This is a genomic window from Bacillus mobilis (assembly GCF_001884045.1).
Taxonomy (GTDB): Bacteria; Bacillota; Bacilli; order Bacillales; family Bacillaceae_G; genus Bacillus_A; species Bacillus_A mobilis.
In genome coordinates, this window is record NZ_MACF01000107.1 from 1 (window position 1) to 19,413 (window position 19,413).

At 34.2% G+C, this 19,413-nt stretch carries 22 protein-coding genes; 15 read left to right on the plus strand and 7 right to left on the minus strand.

Features of this window, described 5'->3' with window-relative positions; all coding sequences use genetic code 11:
* The first annotated feature begins 46 nt into the window (after positions 1-46).
* Positions 47-1,069 carry a tyrosine-protein phosphatase gene (locus BAQ44_RS18340; protein ID WP_071722806.1) on the plus strand — a complete coding sequence of 341 codons (1,023 nt, stop codon included), beginning with the start codon at positions 47-49 and terminating at the stop codon, positions 1,067-1,069.
* 38 nt (positions 1,070-1,107) lie between these two features.
* Here BAQ44_RS18340 and BAQ44_RS18345 read toward each other — a convergent pair whose 3' ends face one another.
* Positions 1,108-1,533: a DUF1648 domain-containing protein gene (locus BAQ44_RS18345; RefSeq protein ID WP_071722809.1), complete on the minus strand. Its 426-nt coding sequence runs from the start codon at positions 1,531-1,533 to the stop codon at positions 1,108-1,110.
* Positions 1,534-1,852: 319 nt separating this feature from the next.
* Between BAQ44_RS18345 and BAQ44_RS18350 the strand changes: the two genes are divergently transcribed.
* Entirely contained in the window at positions 1,853-2,563 is a 711-nt protein-coding gene (locus BAQ44_RS18350) for a YjjG family noncanonical pyrimidine nucleotidase (protein WP_071722811.1), read from the plus strand.
* Between the two features lie 110 nt (positions 2,564-2,673).
* Positions 2,674-3,636 (plus strand): tubby C-terminal domain-like protein, encoded by a 963-nt coding sequence (locus BAQ44_RS18355; RefSeq protein WP_063261514.1) that lies wholly within the window; start codon positions 2,674-2,676, stop codon positions 3,634-3,636.
* 47 nt (positions 3,637-3,683) lie between these two features.
* Here the strand turns inward: BAQ44_RS18355 and BAQ44_RS18360 are convergent, their stop codons facing one another.
* The gene (locus BAQ44_RS18360) at positions 3,684-3,887 is read right to left on the minus strand and encodes a helix-turn-helix transcriptional regulator (RefSeq protein WP_048544541.1); all 204 of its coding nucleotides are present in this window, start codon (positions 3,885-3,887) and stop codon (positions 3,684-3,686) included.
* Entirely contained in the window at positions 3,875-4,234 is a 360-nt protein-coding gene (locus BAQ44_RS18365; RefSeq protein ID WP_033656368.1) for a DUF2178 domain-containing protein, read from the minus strand. The genes BAQ44_RS18360 and BAQ44_RS18365 overlap by 13 nt, the downstream gene beginning before the upstream one ends.
* A 332-nt stretch (positions 4,235-4,566) precedes the next feature.
* On the opposite strand from BAQ44_RS18365, the gene BAQ44_RS18370 reads away from it, so the two are divergent.
* The 8 genes from BAQ44_RS18370 (at position 4,567) to BAQ44_RS18405 (ending at position 13,316) form a co-directional block, all read left to right on the plus strand.
* Positions 4,567-4,761: a hypothetical protein gene (locus BAQ44_RS18370; RefSeq protein WP_063261511.1), complete on the plus strand. Its 195-nt coding sequence runs from the start codon at positions 4,567-4,569 to the stop codon at positions 4,759-4,761.
* Positions 4,762-4,850: 89 nt separating this feature from the next.
* Complete coding sequence (locus tag BAQ44_RS18375) at positions 4,851-5,576, plus strand: ABC transporter ATP-binding protein (protein WP_000570199.1); 726 nt, start codon at positions 4,851-4,853, stop codon at positions 5,574-5,576.
* Entirely contained in the window at positions 5,569-7,227 is a 1,659-nt protein-coding gene (locus BAQ44_RS18380; RefSeq protein WP_063261510.1) for a putative ABC transporter permease subunit, read from the plus strand. Before BAQ44_RS18375 ends, BAQ44_RS18380 begins: the two co-directional genes overlap by 8 nt.
* A 56-nt stretch (positions 7,228-7,283) precedes the next feature.
* Positions 7,284-8,042 (plus strand): SDR family oxidoreductase, encoded by a 759-nt coding sequence (locus tag BAQ44_RS18385; protein ID WP_063261509.1) that lies wholly within the window; start codon positions 7,284-7,286, stop codon positions 8,040-8,042.
* Between the two features lie 338 nt (positions 8,043-8,380).
* Positions 8,381-9,091, plus strand: coding sequence for a hypothetical protein (locus tag BAQ44_RS18390; RefSeq protein ID WP_071722813.1), 711 nt, complete (start codon positions 8,381-8,383; stop codon positions 9,089-9,091).
* Positions 9,092-9,319: 228 nt separating this feature from the next.
* Positions 9,320-10,864: a hypothetical protein gene (locus tag BAQ44_RS18395; protein ID WP_071722815.1), complete on the plus strand. Its 1,545-nt coding sequence runs from the start codon at positions 9,320-9,322 to the stop codon at positions 10,862-10,864.
* Positions 10,861-12,120: a hypothetical protein gene (locus BAQ44_RS18400; protein ID WP_071722817.1), complete on the plus strand. Its 1,260-nt coding sequence runs from the start codon at positions 10,861-10,863 to the stop codon at positions 12,118-12,120. Before BAQ44_RS18395 ends, BAQ44_RS18400 begins: the two co-directional genes overlap by 4 nt.
* Before the next feature lie 137 nt (positions 12,121-12,257).
* Positions 12,258-13,316 (plus strand): pyruvate kinase, encoded by a 1,059-nt coding sequence (locus BAQ44_RS18405; RefSeq protein ID WP_071722832.1) that lies wholly within the window; start codon positions 12,258-12,260, stop codon positions 13,314-13,316.
* A 47-nt stretch (positions 13,317-13,363) separates the two neighbouring features.
* Here BAQ44_RS18405 and BAQ44_RS18410 read toward each other — a convergent pair whose 3' ends face one another.
* Positions 13,364-13,648 carry a DUF1292 domain-containing protein gene (locus BAQ44_RS18410; protein WP_073515676.1) on the minus strand — a complete coding sequence of 95 codons (285 nt, stop codon included), beginning with the start codon at positions 13,646-13,648 and terminating at the stop codon, positions 13,364-13,366.
* A gap of 232 nt (positions 13,649-13,880) precedes the next feature.
* Complete coding sequence (locus BAQ44_RS18415; protein WP_071722819.1) at positions 13,881-14,756, minus strand: LysR family transcriptional regulator; 876 nt, start codon at positions 14,754-14,756, stop codon at positions 13,881-13,883.
* Positions 14,757-14,893: 137 nt separating this feature from the next.
* On the opposite strand from BAQ44_RS18415, the gene BAQ44_RS18420 reads away from it, so the two are divergent.
* Positions 14,894-15,562 carry a YczE/YyaS/YitT family protein gene (locus BAQ44_RS18420; protein ID WP_063261503.1) on the plus strand — a complete coding sequence of 223 codons (669 nt, stop codon included), beginning with the start codon at positions 14,894-14,896 and terminating at the stop codon, positions 15,560-15,562.
* A 125-nt stretch (positions 15,563-15,687) separates the two neighbouring features.
* Here the strand turns inward: BAQ44_RS18420 and BAQ44_RS18425 are convergent, their stop codons facing one another.
* On the minus strand, positions 15,688-15,999 hold the full coding sequence (locus tag BAQ44_RS18425) for a hypothetical protein (protein WP_071722821.1): 312 nt from the start codon (positions 15,997-15,999) through the stop codon (positions 15,688-15,690).
* 162 nt (positions 16,000-16,161) lie between these two features.
* Complete coding sequence (locus BAQ44_RS18430) at positions 16,162-17,439, minus strand: histidine--tRNA ligase (protein ID WP_071722823.1); 1,278 nt, start codon at positions 17,437-17,439, stop codon at positions 16,162-16,164.
* A 339-nt stretch (positions 17,440-17,778) separates the two neighbouring features.
* Here BAQ44_RS18430 and ybaK point away from each other — a divergent pair, with 339 nt between their 5' ends.
* The 3 genes from ybaK (at position 17,779) to BAQ44_RS18445 (ending at position 19,252) form a co-directional block, all read left to right on the plus strand.
* The gene (ybaK, locus tag BAQ44_RS18435; protein ID WP_071722825.1) at positions 17,779-18,255 is read left to right on the plus strand and encodes a Cys-tRNA(Pro) deacylase; all 477 of its coding nucleotides are present in this window, start codon (positions 17,779-17,781) and stop codon (positions 18,253-18,255) included.
* 279 nt (positions 18,256-18,534) lie between these two features.
* Positions 18,535-18,717 (plus strand): hypothetical protein, encoded by a 183-nt coding sequence (locus BAQ44_RS18440; RefSeq protein ID WP_071722828.1) that lies wholly within the window; start codon positions 18,535-18,537, stop codon positions 18,715-18,717.
* A 25-nt stretch (positions 18,718-18,742) separates the two neighbouring features.
* Entirely contained in the window at positions 18,743-19,252 is a 510-nt protein-coding gene (locus tag BAQ44_RS18445) for a DUF6141 family protein (RefSeq protein ID WP_071722830.1), read from the plus strand.
* Positions 19,253-19,413: the final 161 nt, after the last annotated feature.

Here is a 19,413-nt window from a genome sequence, read left to right on the forward strand (position 1 = left end):
TATGATAGAATAAGATTTGACTATAAGAGAAAGCGTTGGTGAAAGAATGGAGCAGCAAAGAAATTGGTTACAAGCGACTGTAGAAAGAAATGAAGATAATACGTTATATATAAAGTGGGAAAATAATATAGAAGAAGTTCGTATTTACTGGAGTACTTCACCAGAGCATATTGAAGAAAATGGAGAATTACTTGCAACGATAAATGGAGAGTCATCATGTACAATTGAAAACCCGAGTGAAAATGAGCGTCCATATTTTAGACTAGTAGGAAGTAATGGACAAGCAGTGACAGTAGCTGAGCGTAGATTACCATTACAAGGGGCGTTTAACTTCCGTGATATGGGAGGATATGAAACGACTGAAGGCCGTAAAGTAAAATGGGACAAGTTGTACCGTTCTGAAGAATTAGCAGGACTGACAGAGTGGGATATCGACTATTTACAAAAGTCTGGCTTAAAGTTAATTTGTGACTACCGTACAGACTTTGAGGTAAAGCATAAGCCAAACCCAGAAATTACAGGCGCTCGCCAAGTGTGCTTACCAGTTATGCAAGACTTAGCGAAAGATTTAAATATAAACGAGTTTTTCCAAGTTGGTGACCTTTCTATGTTAGGGAAACCAGGCGAGTATCTTGTGAAAATGAATCAAGATTTCGTAAGTGGTAATGAAGCATTCGTGAGCTTCTTAAACTTAGCGCAAAACCCGGAAAATTTACCGTTAGTCAACCACTGTACAGCTGGAAAAGACCGTACTGGATTTGGATCGGCACTGTTATTACTTTTACTAGGTGTACCGGAAAAAACAGTAATGGAAGACTACTTACTAAGTAACGGTTTCCGTGAAAAGTTAAATGAAAAAATGATGGCCTTTTTAGGTGCAAAATTACAAAACGATGAAAGTAGAGCGATATTAGGTGCGATGTTTGAAGCTCGTGCTGAGTATTTACAAGCTGCGATTGATGAAGTGAAAAAGCAATACGGTTCAGTTGAAGCGTATGCTGAAAAAGCACTTGGCTTTACGAAAGAGTCGCTAGAAGAAATGAAAGTGTTATTGCTAGAAGAGAAATAAGAAGGAGGGAGGCTAATTGGATTAGCCTCCTGTTTCTATTATGAAATTTTTCGTTGCCTTATTATTCCTATGATAATTGGAATAACTGTCCCAATTAACAATATCGGTAAAAATAATTTTCCGAAACCGCTGCTCCAATCTAGAGCGATTGAAATGGTTTCAAATTGGATGAAAGCAAAAATAAGTAAACAGATATTTTTTAATTGATTTAGCATTTTTCTACTATTTAAGTAAAACTGTTTAGCATTCGATTCATTCAGTCTTTGTGGATAGTTATGTACTTCTGGAAACTTTTCTAAAGTTTGCATTAAAAGGAGTATGAATAGCCCTATTCCTGGCAGAAGTAAAAGTTCCCACTTTGATCCCCAGCGATCTACATTTCCATATGCGTTATAATGTACGGGCACTTCCTCGGGTAATTTTCCCCAAATGATGATCAAAAAAATGATTGATCCAAAGAACAATGAATATCCAATGATATCTCCAATCCATTCACTTTTTGTTTTTGGGATTTGTACTTTAGGTCTTTCCCATGAATTTACTATGTTTTTCCGCCCCTTTCTATTCCTGTATTACCTTTTTAAAAATTGGATTCATTATCCAAATTATCTCAAATATATAGTGTTTTCACAATTAATTATTTTTGAATAACATGACTAGTGTGCCGTAAACAACTGTAAGATTTCTATACAGCTACTATTCGTAAAGGGAAAAAGTTCGACTTAAGAGACAATTAATGAGAAAATACAAGTTGTAAATAACGTACTAGTTGAGGAGATTATAATGAAATATAAAATTATATTATTCGACGTAGATGATACATTATTAGATTTTCCTGAAACGGAAAGAAATGCATTGCATAACGCGTTTGTACAGTTCGGGATGCCTACAGGGTATAATGATTATCTTGCAAGTTATAAAGAGATTAGTAATGGATTATGGAGAGACTTAGAAAATAAAATGATTACGCTAAGTGAATTAGCGGTAGATCGATTTAGACAATTATTTTCCCTTCATAATATAGAAGTAGATGCACAGCAATTTAGTGATGTATACCTTGAAAACTTAGGAAAAGAAGTACACCTTATAGAAGGTGCAGTGCAATTATGTGAGAAACTACAAGATTGCAAGTTAGGTATTATTACGAATGGATATACGAAGGTGCAACAATCGAGAATTGGAAATTCGCCTTTATGTAATTTCTTTGATCATATTATTATTTCAGAAGAGGTTGGTCATCAAAAACCAGCACTTGAGATTTTTGATTATGCATTTGAAAAGTTTGGGATTACTGATAAATCAAGTGTACTAATGATTGGAGATTCGCTAACTTCTGATATGAAAGGCGGAGAAGATTACGGCATTGATACGTGTTGGTATAATCCGAGTTTGAAAGAAAATAGGGCAGATGTTAAGCCGACTTATGAAGTGAAGAGCCTGCTACAAATTTTAGAAATTGTGGAAGTGGCGGAAGAAAAGGTAGCTTCATATTAATTGTGTTGATATTTTTCGATAAGTCGATATATCGAAAAAATCGTTGATATAATTTGAGTTGCGGCCAATATATAGGTAGGATAGGTGTAATAACTAGAGGTGAGTAAAGAATGTTAACGTTTTTATTTGAGTTAGACAAGGCTATTCCGCAGAAGGATGAGCCAAAGTATGATGCTTATACAAAGGGCTTTATTGAAGGGGATTTAACGATTCGTGCGAGTGACAGCGTACTTTTCCAGAAGTCATGCATGAAGGTCGCAGAGCTCGGCATTTATTTAGGACAGTGGATGGAACAAGTACAATACGGTCAAAATGTACATATGAATTATGAAACGAGTGACCGTGAGGAAGTAATTCTCGGCTTCGTATACGAAGAGGAAGATCAGTGGAGAGTTTCTTCTAGTTGGCAACAATTTGAACTTCAAGAGCGTATATCCACTACAGCATTAGTAGAAAGCGTTGGGCGTTATTTGAATGAGCTAAATAAGGAACTGCGAGCGATAGAATATCCCGTAACGTTTGATCAGTACTTAAGAGGAGAGCGAATGATGCAGCTTTCTTACAAACGACTGTGTGATAGTAAAGCGGATACGACGTCGATAGAAGTTTACAATGAAAGCGAAAGAGTAGGCGCAGTACGGGGCTATTATAAAAATACGTTGATGAAAGTGCTAGACTTTATTCCGAAGGTTGGTAGTAATATCATTTACGAAATAAAGGATGGTAAAGACAATATTCGCGTCATTGCAAAGGATGTAAGTAGGCAGCGTCAAAGAAGGATTTTAGTAACGTACATTGATCATAATGATGCGAAGCATGAAATACTTGTATGTGACGGAAAGTTACTAGATGCAAATTTCCTATTTACCTTTACATATAAGACAGAAGAATATGTTGTTCATAAAACTACAATTGGGCTTGGGAAGTTATTACGAAACGGCTATGTAATTGCAGATTGGAATATTCGTCTTGAGGAAGATATGTATGATATTGAGATGAGTGTATATGATGAGGGTTATATAGAGGATCAATACTTATTATTAGGTGTATTTCATGCTGTTTTGTATGGGTGATAAATGAAAAATACCGGTATTCTTTGTGAAAAGAATGCCGGTATTTTTTATTTATCCTCAAAAATAAAAATCTCATCAATCGTACTATGAAGTGCCTTCGCTATATCGTGAGCGAGTTGTAAGGAAGGGTTATATTTTCCTTTTTCGAGATGGCTAATTGTTTCACGGCGTACACCAACAGTTTTCGCTAAATCTTCTTGTGTCATGTTCGATTTGGCGCGGTATTCTTTTATTCTCGTTACGAACGCCATGGCGCATCTTCCATTTCATCAACAGGTTTATCGTAAAAGAACATAGAGAAGCCGAACGTAAGAATGAGTGTGCTGAAAATAAGAGCGATATCAATCTCTTGTAGCGCCGGGTTTGGAAATAACATTTCAATAAACATAATGATAGCGGTAGTAAGTAATGTAACGATAAATGCGTTGCGGCACGATTTATTGACAATTTGTTCAAATAATTCATCGTGTTGAACCGTTCTATAAGTCGTGAAAAAGGAGAAGAAACAGAACATAGTAAACAATCCTTTTTCATAAAAAAAGCCGAGGAAACCGAAGAAACCGAGAAATCCTAAATATTTAATCCAAGTTGTTTTCACGATAGATTCTCCTTTCAATGTTAGAAATAAAGTGAAACTTTAATCAGTGGGGGTTTTCTTCATCCCCCACTGATTATCAGCCCTCACCAATCGGACTTTTATGGGTAGTTGATCCCCCACCTAACTTCTTTGCTTTCGCTGAATTTTGAGGTGGGGGTCTTACTGCCCGTTAAAGCGGGATAAATCAGGTTATGTTATAAATATATCACATATAGAAATGTGTGGTAATAATAGTTTTCCAATTCTTTTCATAATAATAGTAAAAAGAGGAAATATACTGCGAAATAAAGAGGATAATATTGTAAAATGGTTGTAAGGAGGGGGAGGAAGGAATGTTAACTGGGATCATGATCGTTGTATTACTTGTAGTGATTACTGTAGTGGCAACGGTGTTAATTGGGCGGAATGGTGATGCGAATTATAGTAAAGCGACAAAAGGGAATATTAAACGGCTGACGATGATCTATATTTTACTAGCTGTCGTTTTAATCGTTGGATTAGGCGTGTATATTTATTTTAAAGGTTAAAAAAACTGAAAAAATATAAAAATCTAAAAATAGAAGTATGCTATAATATTGATATAGTTATTTGGTAATTAAGGAAAGGATTGGATGGAATGATTGAAATTACGAATGTGTCGAAAAGTTATAATGGGTCTACCTATGCAGTAAAAGATTTAAGTTTATCTGTGCCTAGTGGAGAAATCTTTGGATTTTTAGGACCGAATGGTGCGGGTAAATCAACGACGATTAAGATGATTACTGGTATTCATGGGGTGGACAAAGGAACGATTACGATTAACGGTAAAGATATTATGAAAAATCCGATGGAAGCGAAAAAGACGTTTGGTTATGTTCCAGATAGCCCAGATATGTTTTTACGATTAAAGGGAATTGAATATTTAAACTTTATGGCAGATATGTATGAAGTGCCGAAAGAAGTACGCCAAGAACGAATCGAGTCTTTAGCGAAGAAATTTGATCTTTACAATGCGTTATCGGATCAAATTCAAAGTTACTCGCACGGTATGAGACAAAAAATCGTTATTATTGGTGTGCTCGTGCATGAGCCAGATGTATGGATTTTAGATGAACCATTAACAGGGCTTGATCCGAAATCTGCATATATTTTAAAAGAAATGATGAGAGAACATGCGGATAAAGGAAAAATCGTATTTTTCTCGACGCACGTATTAGAAGTTGCAGAAAAAATATGTGACCGCGTTGCAATTATTAATAAGGGAAATCTTCAGTTTAAAGGAAATTTAGATGAAATGAGAGATCATTTTAAATCCAATGAATCACTTGAAAAAATGTTCTTGGAGATGACGGGCAATGAGTAAAATTTGGACGTTAACGAAAGTATTATTGAAATTAAATTATGCAGATTTTATAACAGATAAGAAGAAGCGATGGGCGTATGTCTTTTCATTTGCAGCCATTTTATTTGTCGGCTTTTTAATATTTGGTTCGATGACGCACGGAATGTATGAAGGGATGAAACATTTAGGGCAAGACCCAGGAATGATTATCGCAATGGGACTTGCGATTGCGAGTATATGGGTATTTTTAATGAGTATAACGAACATTTTAACTGTATTTTACTATAGTAATGACATTGAAATGTTATTGCCATTACCATTAAAACCAGCTCAAATTATTTCGGCAAAATTTTTAACGGTATTAATTACACAATACGTAATGAGTTCATTTATTTTATTACCAATCTTTATTACGTACGGGTTAAAAAGTAGTGCATTTATTACATATTACATATACATGATTTTTATTTACTTACTTTTCCCGATTGTGCCGTTAGTATTAGCTTCGTTACTGATGACAGTTATTATGAGGTATACGAATATAGCGAAAAATAAAGACCGAGGCAATATATTTATTGGAATCGTAAGTATACTATTTATTGTAGGAATTAATGTATTTTTACAGTGGAAAAATAAAAGCTCGTTTTCTGAAGATGCACTTACGAATTATCTTGCGAACAACCAATCTTCACTTTTAGTACAAATGACAAATTATTTTCCAACTACATATTTTGGAGCAGTAGCATTAGTAGAAAATGCAAATTGGAAGGGTCCATTATACGTAATTATCTTTGCACTTATTTCATTTGTATTCTTTGTGTTGTTTTATTACATTGCAGAGCGTACATATTTAAAAGGGGTTATTGGACTTTCAACGAGTACAGCAAAAAAAGAGGTTATTTCAGCAGAAGGTTTACAGAAATCAACGGTACAAAGTTCACATTTAAAAGCGTATGTGAAAAAAGAATTTAAAACGTTATTCCGTACACCACAATTTTTCTTAAATTGTATCGTACAAACTTTCGTTATGCCGATTATGTTATTCTTTATTTTATTCGTGCAAGATGGAAATTTAAAGTGGATTACAGGGTATATTGATAATCCAAAATCAGCAGGTCTTGCAATTGGCGTTGGTCTTTGTGCATCGCTATTTTTAATGGGAAGTAATGTTATCGCAACAACATCATTTTCACGAGATGGAAGTTCATGGTTTGTGAATCGTTATTTACCAGTAAAAGCTTCGGATATCTTTTTTGCAAAAGCGATTACTGCTTGGTTAATTAATGTGATTATTTTAGCGGTATTCGGTATTACGATGGCAGTTGTAGCGGGGATTTCTCCTGTATTCATGTTATTGTGGTTTTTACTAAGTGCGAACGGGTTACTGTTAATTAATTTAATCGGTACGCGCTGGGATGCACAAACTGCGGATATACATTGGGATACAGAGCAGAAATTATTTAAGAGTCGCTATACAACTTTGTGGAATTTTTTAGCGAATATCTTTATAGCTTTAGTTATTGTAGCGGGAGTAAGTTTATTGTACTTCTTCCTTCAAGTAGGACTATGGGTTATGTTTATTGTTTTATTTGTATTGTTTACCATTGCCAACTATATTTTAATTAAAATGTTAAAAATAGGTGCAGAACGCATATTGGCAAATATTGAATAAAAAGATAGATCCTCTGTATTCGTGCAGGGGATTTATCCATAGATGGAGGAGAAAAGGTGAAGAAAATAGCAATTGTAACAGGGGCAACTCGTCTGAATGGAATTGGTGCAGCTGTATGCAAGGTGCTTGCTCAAGAAGGGATAGACATTTTTTTCACGTACTGGTCTCAGTATGATAAAGCGATGCCGTGGGGAATGCATGACAAAGAGCCCTTTTTGTTAAAAGAGGAGATTGAAAGTTTAGGTGTTCGTTGTGAAATGGCAGAAATCAATTTATCGCAGTCGTATTCGCCAAATCGTTTGTTTTATATGGTCTCAGAACGTTTAGGTGATCCATCTATTTTAATTAATAATGCAGCGTATGCTACTCATACGAGAATTGAAGAATTAAATGTAGAACAGTTAGATAAACATTATACAGTGAACGTCCGCGCTACTATGTTATTAAGTTCATTATTTATAAAACATTATGCACTGAAAACGAGTGGCAGTATTATTAATCTTACGTCAGGGCAGTCGTTAGGCCCGATGCCAGATGAATTAGCATACGTAGCGACGAAAGGAGCAATTGAAGCATTTACAAAATCAGTAGCACCGGTTGCGATGGAGAAGGGGATTACAGTAAATGCAGTTGATCCTGGGCCGACAAATACAGGATGGATTACAGAGGAGCTGAAGCATCATTTAGTATGGAAGTTCCCGCAAGGTAAAGTAGGGGAACCGTCGGATGCAGCACGCTTAATTTCTTTTTTAGTAAGTGAAGAAGCAAAATGGATTACAGGGCAAGTCATACATTCAAATGGTGGTTACTCATAAATATATTATGTTAACAATTGTTGAGAAACAAAAAAATGAAAGGAAATTTTATTTTTTTGTTTAAATAAAATGTCAGTAAAGATAAAAATTTGATAGGAGAGTATATCGTCATATGAAGATAGTAATTCTTCATGTGACAATATACTCTTTTTCTTTTGCTACAGAGAAGAAAAATGAAGTAGAAGAAACTCGAATGTTCAAATAGGTTTATCGTTTTTTGTACGTATTATTATGAAGATTACTGTCGGAAAGATGGTAATTCGTATGAAAAGGGATTTTTTAAGGGGAAATCGAATCGTAAAGGGGAGGATAAATTATATAAACATAGGGGGATTTATATGAAAATGAAAAAGGTCGCTATCGCATCGATAACAATTGGTACAATGCTTACTATGGCAGCTTGTAGTCCTTCAGCAGATAAAGAGAAAGACAAGAAAGAACAAGTAACAGCGCAAAATGAAGGAGAAGCAAAAACGACAAGTGCAGATGAGACGTCAAAAACAACGAAAGATAATGAAAAAGAAACAAATACTTCTTCAAATGAAAAAACAGATAAAGATGCAAAAAATACGAAAGAATCATCAGGAACAGAAAGTAACGGTAAAACGTCATCTCAAAATGAGAATGTGAAAACAAAAGAAAAAGAGACGACAGGAAAAACGAATGATCAAACGACTAGTGGAAAAACGACAGATCAAAGTACAAGCACAAACTCAAATGTAAAAACAACGAAAGATCCGAAGAAAAGCGTAGCTGTGAAAACAAATGTTAAAGAAGTTGCTGCATTAATTGAAAGCTTAGACAAGCAATTAGCTGCAAACCCTAAATTAGAAACAGTAAATAAACTTGGAAAACAAATTAATGAAAAGTGGGATGTAATCGAGAAAGAGTTAGAAGCATCACATCCAGCTGAATCTAAAACAATCGGACAAAGTATGTATCCGTTAATTGTAGGAGCGGAGAAAGAAAAAATTGATATTAATAAAATGAAATCATTAACGACGAAAACGAAAAAAGATTTAAATCAGTTATTGACGAAACTTTCGTAGTTTCAAAAGCCTACTTGTCGGAGTAGGCTTTTTTATGTTGTTTAAAGAGGGAGATGTATACTTCTCCAGAAATTATCGAATGAAATTTAATAACAATTATTGTTAAATATAGGTTAATATAATGATAAAGTGATATAAGAGAAAGAGTCGTATTCATTATTGTTATAAAAGATGTAACGTATTTAATACAATTTATATAAAGTTTTTGGAAAACGGGGGCAGTTTTGAATGGTAGGTAAAAGTTTAGCTAATGGATTAATGGCGGCAGAAGGGGAGCAATTACGTTTAATTTATGCTTTAGTTATGGAGACTGGAATTTTTAGTATGATAGCAAATAAAACGAAAGACTTTTTTGATAAAGATGTAGATCATTCAAAGCAACAGCTAGATTTAGAAATTGCAAAACTAAGGAATATTGATGACAATACATTACGTTTACAATTATTTTTATATATGACAAAAGAATTTGACCTAGCAGGTTCGCATTATAATACATCTTATGAAATAGAGAATAAATGTGGAGAAATTCTTCAAAAAGCACATGTATTTCAAATGAAAAAAGATAAAGGTTATAGTGCGTTTGTATCACGCAATGAGCATTTAACAATCGATAATCAATTAGCATTGTATCAAATGCAAAAAATATTTGAGTCAATTGGCGGCGAATTAAAAAATCTAACTGTGGATCAAGAAGAGCATTTTGCTAATCAAATTGAGCAATTTATTGAGTCTCTACCAATAGAGCAGCAAGAAAAGATTAAAGATAAATTAAATATTGATGCGATAACAAATGCTACGATAAAAAAACTCATTGCGACGCAAGGAAGTGCTGTATTGTTGGCTGTTATTGTAGAGATTGCAGGATTTGCGGCATACACAACTTTAACATCGTTAATTGCTGGGACAGCTAGTTTAATTGGATTGACATTACCCTTTGGTGCTTATATAACAGCAACATCTGCATTATCAGTTTTGACAGGGCCAGTAGGCTTTATCTTGGTTGCTGGATTAAGTAGTATGATGATGTTAACACAAAGTAAAAAAGTGAAGAGAACATTATTACAGATGGGGATTGTTCAATTCATGCTACCAGTATTTTTAGGAGATTCGAAAGTGTATGAGTATGATACTTTTATTCAAGAATGGTCCCGATATTATAACGAGCAAACTAAATTGTTACATGTAATTTCTAATAATAAAAAAGAATGTGTAATGATAACTCAACAATTAAAAACGAACAAAGAGAGTATAGTGTATTGCGATAATCAATTAACGGAAAGTACAAGTACTTATAATAATATAGTGAATCAACTTATTCATTCATTAATTCTAGTAAGTGAAGATGAAAAGACAGATTCTTTCAAACAGAAGAGTATGAAAATCGCAAATTTAGAAATAGAAGTGCGTAATAAAGAAGAATCCATTAGAAAAAATAAACAGGTAGATTCTTTTTGGGGCAAAGTTAGTGGGATGCTTTCGAATGTTTCATATGAAAGTGACATTTCAAAAATGAAAAAACAAATCCATGAATTGAAAAGGGAGCAGGCAATTGAAGTGATTTCTATTCGTCCTATAATGTTAAACAAAATGTGTAATGAAGCTCATTTTGTTATGGAGGAGAAACGAAAAGTAATTGAAAAATTGACTAAGTTAAAAGAGCAAAAAAGAGAGATTGAAAAAAACTTATCAGCCGTAAATAGTATGCTTTATCAAAAACAGGATGAATTACGTACGCTACAAAAAGAAGTATATGGTTTAGGTGATATCGTATGATTCAAAATGAACATTTTTGGAATTATTGGCGTATTGGTGAATTTGAACAGGCGATGAAGTGTACAGTAGGTAAGAAAAGTCAAAGAAAAGGCGCTAGGTTATTTGGAAATACAAATCAATCCGAAGAAACGAATAGTATTGCTGGCATTAGTGTAGGTGAATTTTTATATGATTACTTCATGATAAATCCGACGGTTGTTGAAGGGATTGATTTTGCACGTAGTGAGGATGTAAGCTCAATATTTTCATTGGCTCAGTTTGCAAAAACGATAGATTTAGATGTAGCGACTGGAGATATGGCTCAATTGCAAGGGTACGTAGCTGAACAAATGATTGCCCAAAGGCTAGAAGCAGCAGGGTACGACGTACAGTTTCCAGAAACCTCAAATCAAGCTGGGTGGGATATTCTTATTGATGGGAAACAGTTTCAAGTAAAATGCGGTAGTAATAAATCAATTGTTGATGAACATTTAGAACGTTATCCTCATATTCCTGTATATGTGAACGATGAATTGGCGGTACATTATCCAGATCATCCAGATGTTTATAGTATTGGGGTAACGAGAGAAGAAGTTCTTGAAGCAACACAATCTACGTTATCTCATGCAGAGGGGATACTTGATTTTGAGTTACCATGGATTTCAGCAAGTGTGAGTTCGTTTTATAATTTAAGGCGAGTTGTTAAGGAACAATTACCTTTACAGATTGCAGCAAGAAATGTGGCTATTGACACAACGAGTCGTGCATCGTTAGCCGCTGCAGGACAAGCAGCTTTTACTTTTGCTGCAAATGCTATATTTGTATCAGGAGGAGCATTTGTTATAGTATTGCCTCTAGTAGGTGCTTTTGTCGGATTAAAACAGAGCTGGCGTGTTACGAATAAATTAAAGAAAATTCTTGCGAAGAAGGAATTTAGTGAATTAGAAAAAAGTTTACATGATCTAGTTATAGTTATGAAGAAACAACTAGGTTTGAAAGAAGAAATAAAGAAAGAAAAGTGGCAAGGAATTTTACACAAAATTTTTAATAAAAAACCTATAGCTAATTTAGAAGCAATTCATCAGGAAAGAATCCAATTTATCGGTAATATGAACAAGGAACTAACTGCAATTGAACAAGAAATAAATAAAGATGCTTTACGTGCATTTGAAAGGTTATTTGCGGTCTTAACAAAATCAGGAATTCATGTACACAGTATTCGTAATGAACTTATGAATATAGAAAAAACGATGAAGGCATTACATAAGAAATTATAGTGCTTTTCTTAATTGAGTAATGATAAGCTCTAAATAATAACTTCATTTTGTCATCCGATTTATATTTTGGGACAACATCTATAACGAGAATGAATCATTTTTTAGTGGGAATCCTAATGAAAAAGGATGGTGATAAAATGACAATCGATCGAGTTTGTACAATTGGGCCAGTAAGTAATAATAAAGAAACGTTAGCGCAGTTAATAAACAATGGTATGAAAATAGTACGGTTGAATTTATCACATGGTACGCATGAAAGTCATAAAGATATTATTCGTTTAGTCAAATCGTTAGATGATTCTATTAAAATTTTAGGCGATGTACAAGGTCCTAAAATAAGATTAGGTGAAATAAACGGAGAACAAATTACACTTCAGGCGGGCGATTCTTTTACTTTGCATACGCAAGCAGTTACAGGGAGTAATATGGAAGTAAGTGTTGATTATGAAGGAATCACGAATGATGTGAAAGTTGGCAGTAGAATTTTAATTAATGATGGCGAAGTTGAATTAATTGTTGAAAAGGTAAGTGCGGATAAAATAGAAACAAAGGTCAAAACGGGTGGTAATATCTCATCTCATAAAGGGGTGAACTTACCAGGGGCAATCGTTAGTTTACCAGCTATTACAGAGAAAGATAAAAAAGATATTCAGTTTCTTTTAGAAGAGGACGTTGATTTTATTGCATGTTCTTTCGTACGGAAACCTAGTCATATAAAAGAAATCCGAGATTATATACAACAGTATAAAGAAACATCACCTAATATAATTGCAAAAATAGAAACGATGGAAGCGATTGAGAATTTTCAAGACATATGTAAAGAAGCAGACGGAATTATGATTGCAAGGGGCGATTTAGGAGTAGAGTTGCCGTATCAATTTATTCCGCTCTTGCAGAAAATGATGATTCAGGAATGCAATCGAACGAATACATATGTTATTACAGCGACACAAATGCTTCAATCTATGGTAGATCATTCTATTCCAACAAGGGCTGGGGTAACTGATGTGTTTCAAGCTGTGCTGGACGGAACGAATGCCGTTATGCTTTCTGCTGAAAGTGCGTCAGGCGAGCATCCGATTGAAAGTGTAAAAACATTACGTCTCGTTTCTGAATTCGCTGAGCATGTGAAAAAAGACGGGCCTTTTGTGATGAAAGATGTACTGGAATTGCTGCATGAGTCTTTGGATGAGTGATAAATAAAAAGAGGGCGGATAAGCATCCGCCCTCGTGTTTTACATTCCTATTCTTCTTGCTCTTGCTCATCCAAAATTTTATCAAAAGCAGCAGATACTTTATCAAACTCTTCATCATTTTCAATGTATGAAAACTCATTATCTTCTTCTACTTTTAAAAAGAAAATATCAATGTCTTCCTCAGATTCTGTTTGAATGTCCTCTACGAAGGCAACTGCGATATATTCAGCACCTTCGACATCCATCGCTCCAAGTACTTCTACTTCCTGATCCTCATTATTCTCATCACTAAGTGTAAACACTTCGCCAACTTCAATATCAGACATATTCATTCTCCTCCTGTTCAACTCTAAATAATAGAGCGTTTAAACTGCATACATACTAATATATCTTTCCATGAAAAATCAATTTCATACATAAGAAAAATCAAATTCTACTTCTTTAGTATGAGTATCCATCAATAAGGATTATTTTTTGTATGCTATATTATGAAATTCATTCTGTCCATAGCTTGTCTTATTATATCCCACAGTAACTACCTGATTAATCATTTGTTCGCACATTCTAATCAACCATTTCCCAAAATTGAGTTGCTGCGGTGGAGATTCGTTGGTTTTTTAACTTTACTATTACAGGTTCTAGATGGAAATCAAATTGTTCTAATTCCAAAAGAGTTGTATGTGCTAAAAATGGTGATGTGTAATCCATTCTTGGAATAATGGATAGGCCGAGTCCTTTACTAACAAGTGCTATAACCATACTTATATCTTTACACTCGATAATGATATTTGGCTGGACTTTGTATGTATGAAACGCTTTGAGTAGGTCTTCATTGAAGGAGAGTCCTTCCATTGCTCCAAGCATAATGAATGGGAACTGCGTAATTTTTTCAATCGTCACATGTTGTGATGGAAATGATCTTTTCCAACTTGTAGGGATAATTACAGCGATTGGTTGTTTTTTTAATGATTTTAGCTCATAGTGTTCACTATTTCCTAATCGCAAAAGTAGGGCAATATCAATTTCTCTTTGTTCTAATTTTTTTAATAATTCTTCTGAATTTCCTGTTACTATATTTATTTTAACGTTAGGGTAGTGTGTTCTAAACGTACTAACATAGTCAATGAGCATATTCGAACATGTAGAAGAGACACCGATATTTACAGTTCCGCCTATACCTTGTTCAATTTCTTGAATTTGCTGCTTTACATCTTGCACTTGCATTAGCATTTGTGTGGCATACTTGTATAGTATTTCACCTGTTTCTGTAAGCTCCCATTTTTGACGATATCGATGAATTAAAGTTGTGCCAAGATCAGTTTCGAGCTTTTTTAATAATTGACTAAGTGGTGGTTGCGCGATATGGAGCACTTCTGCTGCTTTCGAAATACTTCCTTGTTTCACAATTTCTTTGAAGTAATATAATTGCCTGAAATCCATTGTATCTCTCCATCATATGTTTTTTCATATGATTAGTTTATCATATATATATTTTTCATATGTTGTATTTGACGTTATATTTAATTGTATAGCTATAGTCTGTATATTAATAACGTCAACTAGGAGTGAGAGATACTATGAATCATTGGAACAGAACCTTGAGGCGCATCCTCATGTATGTGCTCGGGTTATTTTTTATGTCAATTGGCATTAGCATGTCGATTCAAGCAGGATTTGGTGTATCGCCTGTATCATCATTAGCATATGCAAGTACATTAACAATCGGTTTATCGGTTGGTGTGACAATGGTGCTTGCAAATATTTTATACATTATTATTCAAGTCACATTAAGTAAACGAATGGAGTTCAATGAATTTGTAAGTCAATTTATTATTTCGTTTTTATTTGGATTCTTCATGGATGCAACGCTCTACCTTGTACAACTGTTTCCGCTACCGGAAACAATCTTTGCTCGAAGTGTATATTTGATTGTTAGTTTATTTGTTATAGCAGTCGGTTTAATGGGCTATACAACAGCGAAACTGCCATTAATGCCATATGATGCGTTAACGTATGCTATTAGTGAAAAATTCAATTTGAAATTTGGAAAAGCAAAAATTTTGAGTGATGTAATAAACATTGGTGTAGCTGGTATCATCTGTATCGTTTTCATTCAATCGTTAGGTTCAATTGGGATCGGTACACTCATTTCCGCCTATTGTATCGGAAAAATTTTAGGGTGGATGATACCGTATTATCAACCGGCTCTTCATCGATGGGTATTTAAAACAGAGAAGGCTGCTTAGACTAATCTGTAAATGAAAAAACGCAATTCTTTTTATAAAATGATAGGAAAGAATTGCGTTATATATTATCGTTGTGACAAAAAGAGTGATTTGTTGAAAAACATGTACTTTTAATTTTTAATTTACTATGAATCACAAACTTCTTTTTTATTTGTGGAAGCAGCATCTAATAAAAGGAAAATGGCTGCTATAACATGTAGAATGATTACTATATAAGGAAAGAAGGCAACTAGAGTAACGATAATAGCTATATAATGAGCGTATGTATTCATGCCTGATTTTTTAGCTAATAAAATAGTAGTGATATGTAAAGCGATCAATAGTAATAAAGGTATCCCATATAGGTTAACGAGACTTGGAAATATATAATAGCAAGGAAGTAATAAAAGATGATAGATCCCTGTGGTCCACTTTAGTGCTTGTATATAGGTTTTCAAAGTTAATCCTCCTAAAATAATTAATATCTATATATTACCAAAAATAACAGGTGATTGGATATTAAATATTCGTGGTCTTTAGTAGAATGTAATTATTTTATGTTAACTAACTGTTTCGTTATCTATAAAATAGAAAAACCACCCAAACGAGGGTGGTTCGTATTATAAATAATTACTTAAAGAAGAAAGGGGAACCTTTACCTCACTACCTTCCTTCATATTCCGCAGCATAGCTGTTTCTGTACTAAGTTCTTCTTCCCCAATAATAAGCACATAAGGGATATTTTCTTTATTGGCATAATTAAGGGCACGTTTTAATTTGCGTCCTGCTAGTTCGAGTTCGACTTTGAAGGAAGTTGTAGAACGTAATTGCTGGGCGATTTGTAAGCATTGCAATTCAGTCCCGAGTGGGATGATAAATATATCCGCTGTAGATGATATTGTTTCTTTCTGTGATAGTGCTGTATAAATAACGTCTAAACCGAATGAAATACCGACTGTTGGATAGCTTATATTATCACCACGGAATGCCCCGATAATATTATCGTATCGACCGCCGCTACCAATGCTGGATGTAATTGAGCCGTCTTTTAGAAAGATTTCATATACGGTGCCTGTGTACATTGTAAGTCCTCGCGCTAAAAATGGATTGAATATAGCATTCTCACTTATTCCAAGGGCGATTAAATATTGCTGTAATTGTTGTAATTCGTTTACTCCATCGGCAACGAGTGGAGTATTGAAAGCTTCTTTAAAGTCAGCAATTGTAAGCTCTAGACAAGATAAAACAGTATTACATATCGTATCAGCCATTTCTTCAGAAATTCCGCGCTCTAATACATCTTTTCGTACACCATCAATCCCAATTTTTTCGATTTTGTCTAATGATAAAATGACGTCACTCGTTCGTTCAGTAGGGATGTTAATGGACTCGAGAATACCATTTAACAATTTTCGGTTATTATATTGGATCGTTACTTCTAAGTTTAACGTTCGGAACAGTTCAAACGCCATGCTCATAAGTTCCGCCTCTGCCATAACTGATTCTACACCGACTATATCAACGTCACATTGAATGAACTCACGAAATCTTCCTTGTTTAATTGGCCCATCTCGAAAGACTTTTCCAATTTCATATCGTTTAAAAGGGAGGCGGATGTTCGGATTCATTGCCACGACTTTTGCGAATGGAATGGTTAAATCGTAGCGTAAGGCAAGGTCGCGTTTTCCTTGATCCTGAAGCGTATATATTTCTTTTAATATTTCATCGCCACCGCCGTACTTGTAAGACATAAGTTCATACATATTTAACGTTGGTGTTTCTAACGGTTTACATCCGTATCGTTCGAACGTATCTTCACAAGCTCTTTTAATTTTATTTCGCAATACTTGTTCCTCTGGTAAATAGTCTTTCGTTCCTTTTACATTTTTCATTTCCATTGTAATCACTCCTTTTTAAATTAAAAAAAGCTATGCAGGTATAAAAATACCCACATAGCTTTATGAACGCTTCGTGGGTCAACAGGAAAAGCCCTGTACCCACGAAGAAAAATTTTTCTTCGGATACACGGCGTTACGTATGATGATGAAGTTGGAAAGAAGTATTTAAATTTTGCATGACAAATCTCTCCTTAACATAAGTTTTTCCAAATTATATCAGATGATTTTTGAATTATCAATATTTTTAGTTTTGAAATATACGTGAAGTTATGTAGGAGAAATGGAAAAGAGTGTATAATAAAACTTAATAATATGAAATAACCTTTTAAGGAGAGCGCTATGAAAAAAGATAAAACAAATGCGATGCGAATATTAGATAAAGAAAAGATCGAATATTCGATGATGTCATATGATCCGGAAGATGGAAAAATTGATGGTGTATCAGTAGCCGGGAAAATTGGACGAGAAGTGAGAGAAGTATATAAAACGTTAATTGCTCAAGGGAATAGTAAAAATTATCATGTGTTTATCATTCCAGTAGATGAGGAACTGAACTTGAAAGCTGCCGCAAAAGCAGTAAGTGAAAAGAAAATTGAAATGATTCCTGTAAAAGATATTACGAAAGTGTCAGGATATATTCGCGGTGGTTGTTCACCAGTCGGAATGAAGAAGTTACTTTCTACATGTATCGATGAAAGCGCCCAATCACTTGAAACGATCATAGTAAGCGGCGGGAAAATTGGTATACAAATTGAGCTGAATGTGGATGACTTGGCGAAAGTGACGAGAGCACAGTTTGGTGAAATAACGAAATAATGATATGTAGGAAAAGAAGTTCTAGTTTTATTTAATTTAGATAAAGATTTATAGGATAATTAGTCCATTATGAGGACGGATTATCCTTTTTTCTTGCTACTGATAATGAGACGTTATGTTAACCGAGTGTGTATACAATATTCAACTGAAAACAAACAACATATCAACTCTATAAAATGGTAAAATAGGGAAAAGAACATTCTGAATAATACTGTTAGAAACCACTATTTATCACATAGGGCTTTCCGAAAAAAGTAAAGTAAAAAGGGAGGGGCATAAGTGAAATATATTAATGGATTGTACATATCACTTATATTGATGATGTTCATTAATTTACTTAATTTCACAATTTTTGATAATACATACTCAGGGATAACAATGTATCTTTCTTCCGTTATATTCATAATTGGAAGTGCTTTTTTCGGAAGTGCAAAACGGCTTAAAATGAGTGAGAAAAAATAAATCACTTAGGAGCTGACAATCATTAATGAAACAACAAGAACAAGTTATCTTTCGTGAGGTTCAGCGATCTCCAATTTGGGTATGGATACTCATATTAGGAATCGCCATGCTGATGTGGTATGGATTCATTCAACAAATTATTTTTGATACCCCGTTTGGAGATAAACCAGCCCCTAATGGGGTACTAATTGTTTTGTGGTTGTTTTTCGGGATTGCCTTTCCTGTATTAATGCTTGGTGTATTAAAACTGATCATTGAGGTTCGTGAAAAAGGTCTTTATGTTCGTTTTGTTCCTTTTCATTTTCAATATAAGCAGTACCTTTTTAAAAATATACATCATTATGAATGCATTACTTACAGTCCACTAAAAAGATTTGGGGGATGGGGAATTCGATTTAACCTTAAGAATGAAAAAGCCTATAATATGAATGGAAATAAAGGTATAGAGTTAAAGTTGAAATATAACACAGTGGTAATCGGCACTCAAAAACCAGACGAATTAAAAAAAGCACTGGACTCAGTACAAAAAGTATAATGAAAATTAAACTTTAACAAACGGGCACAATTCAACAATTTCTACTAGGTATACCTACTTTAAAAAGAACTTAAATTTACTTCCTATATTGAAAATTATGGTGCGACAAGAAGTCGCATTCCCACAGGGTAGCTTCTGCTACTAGATTAGATGCAAAGTCT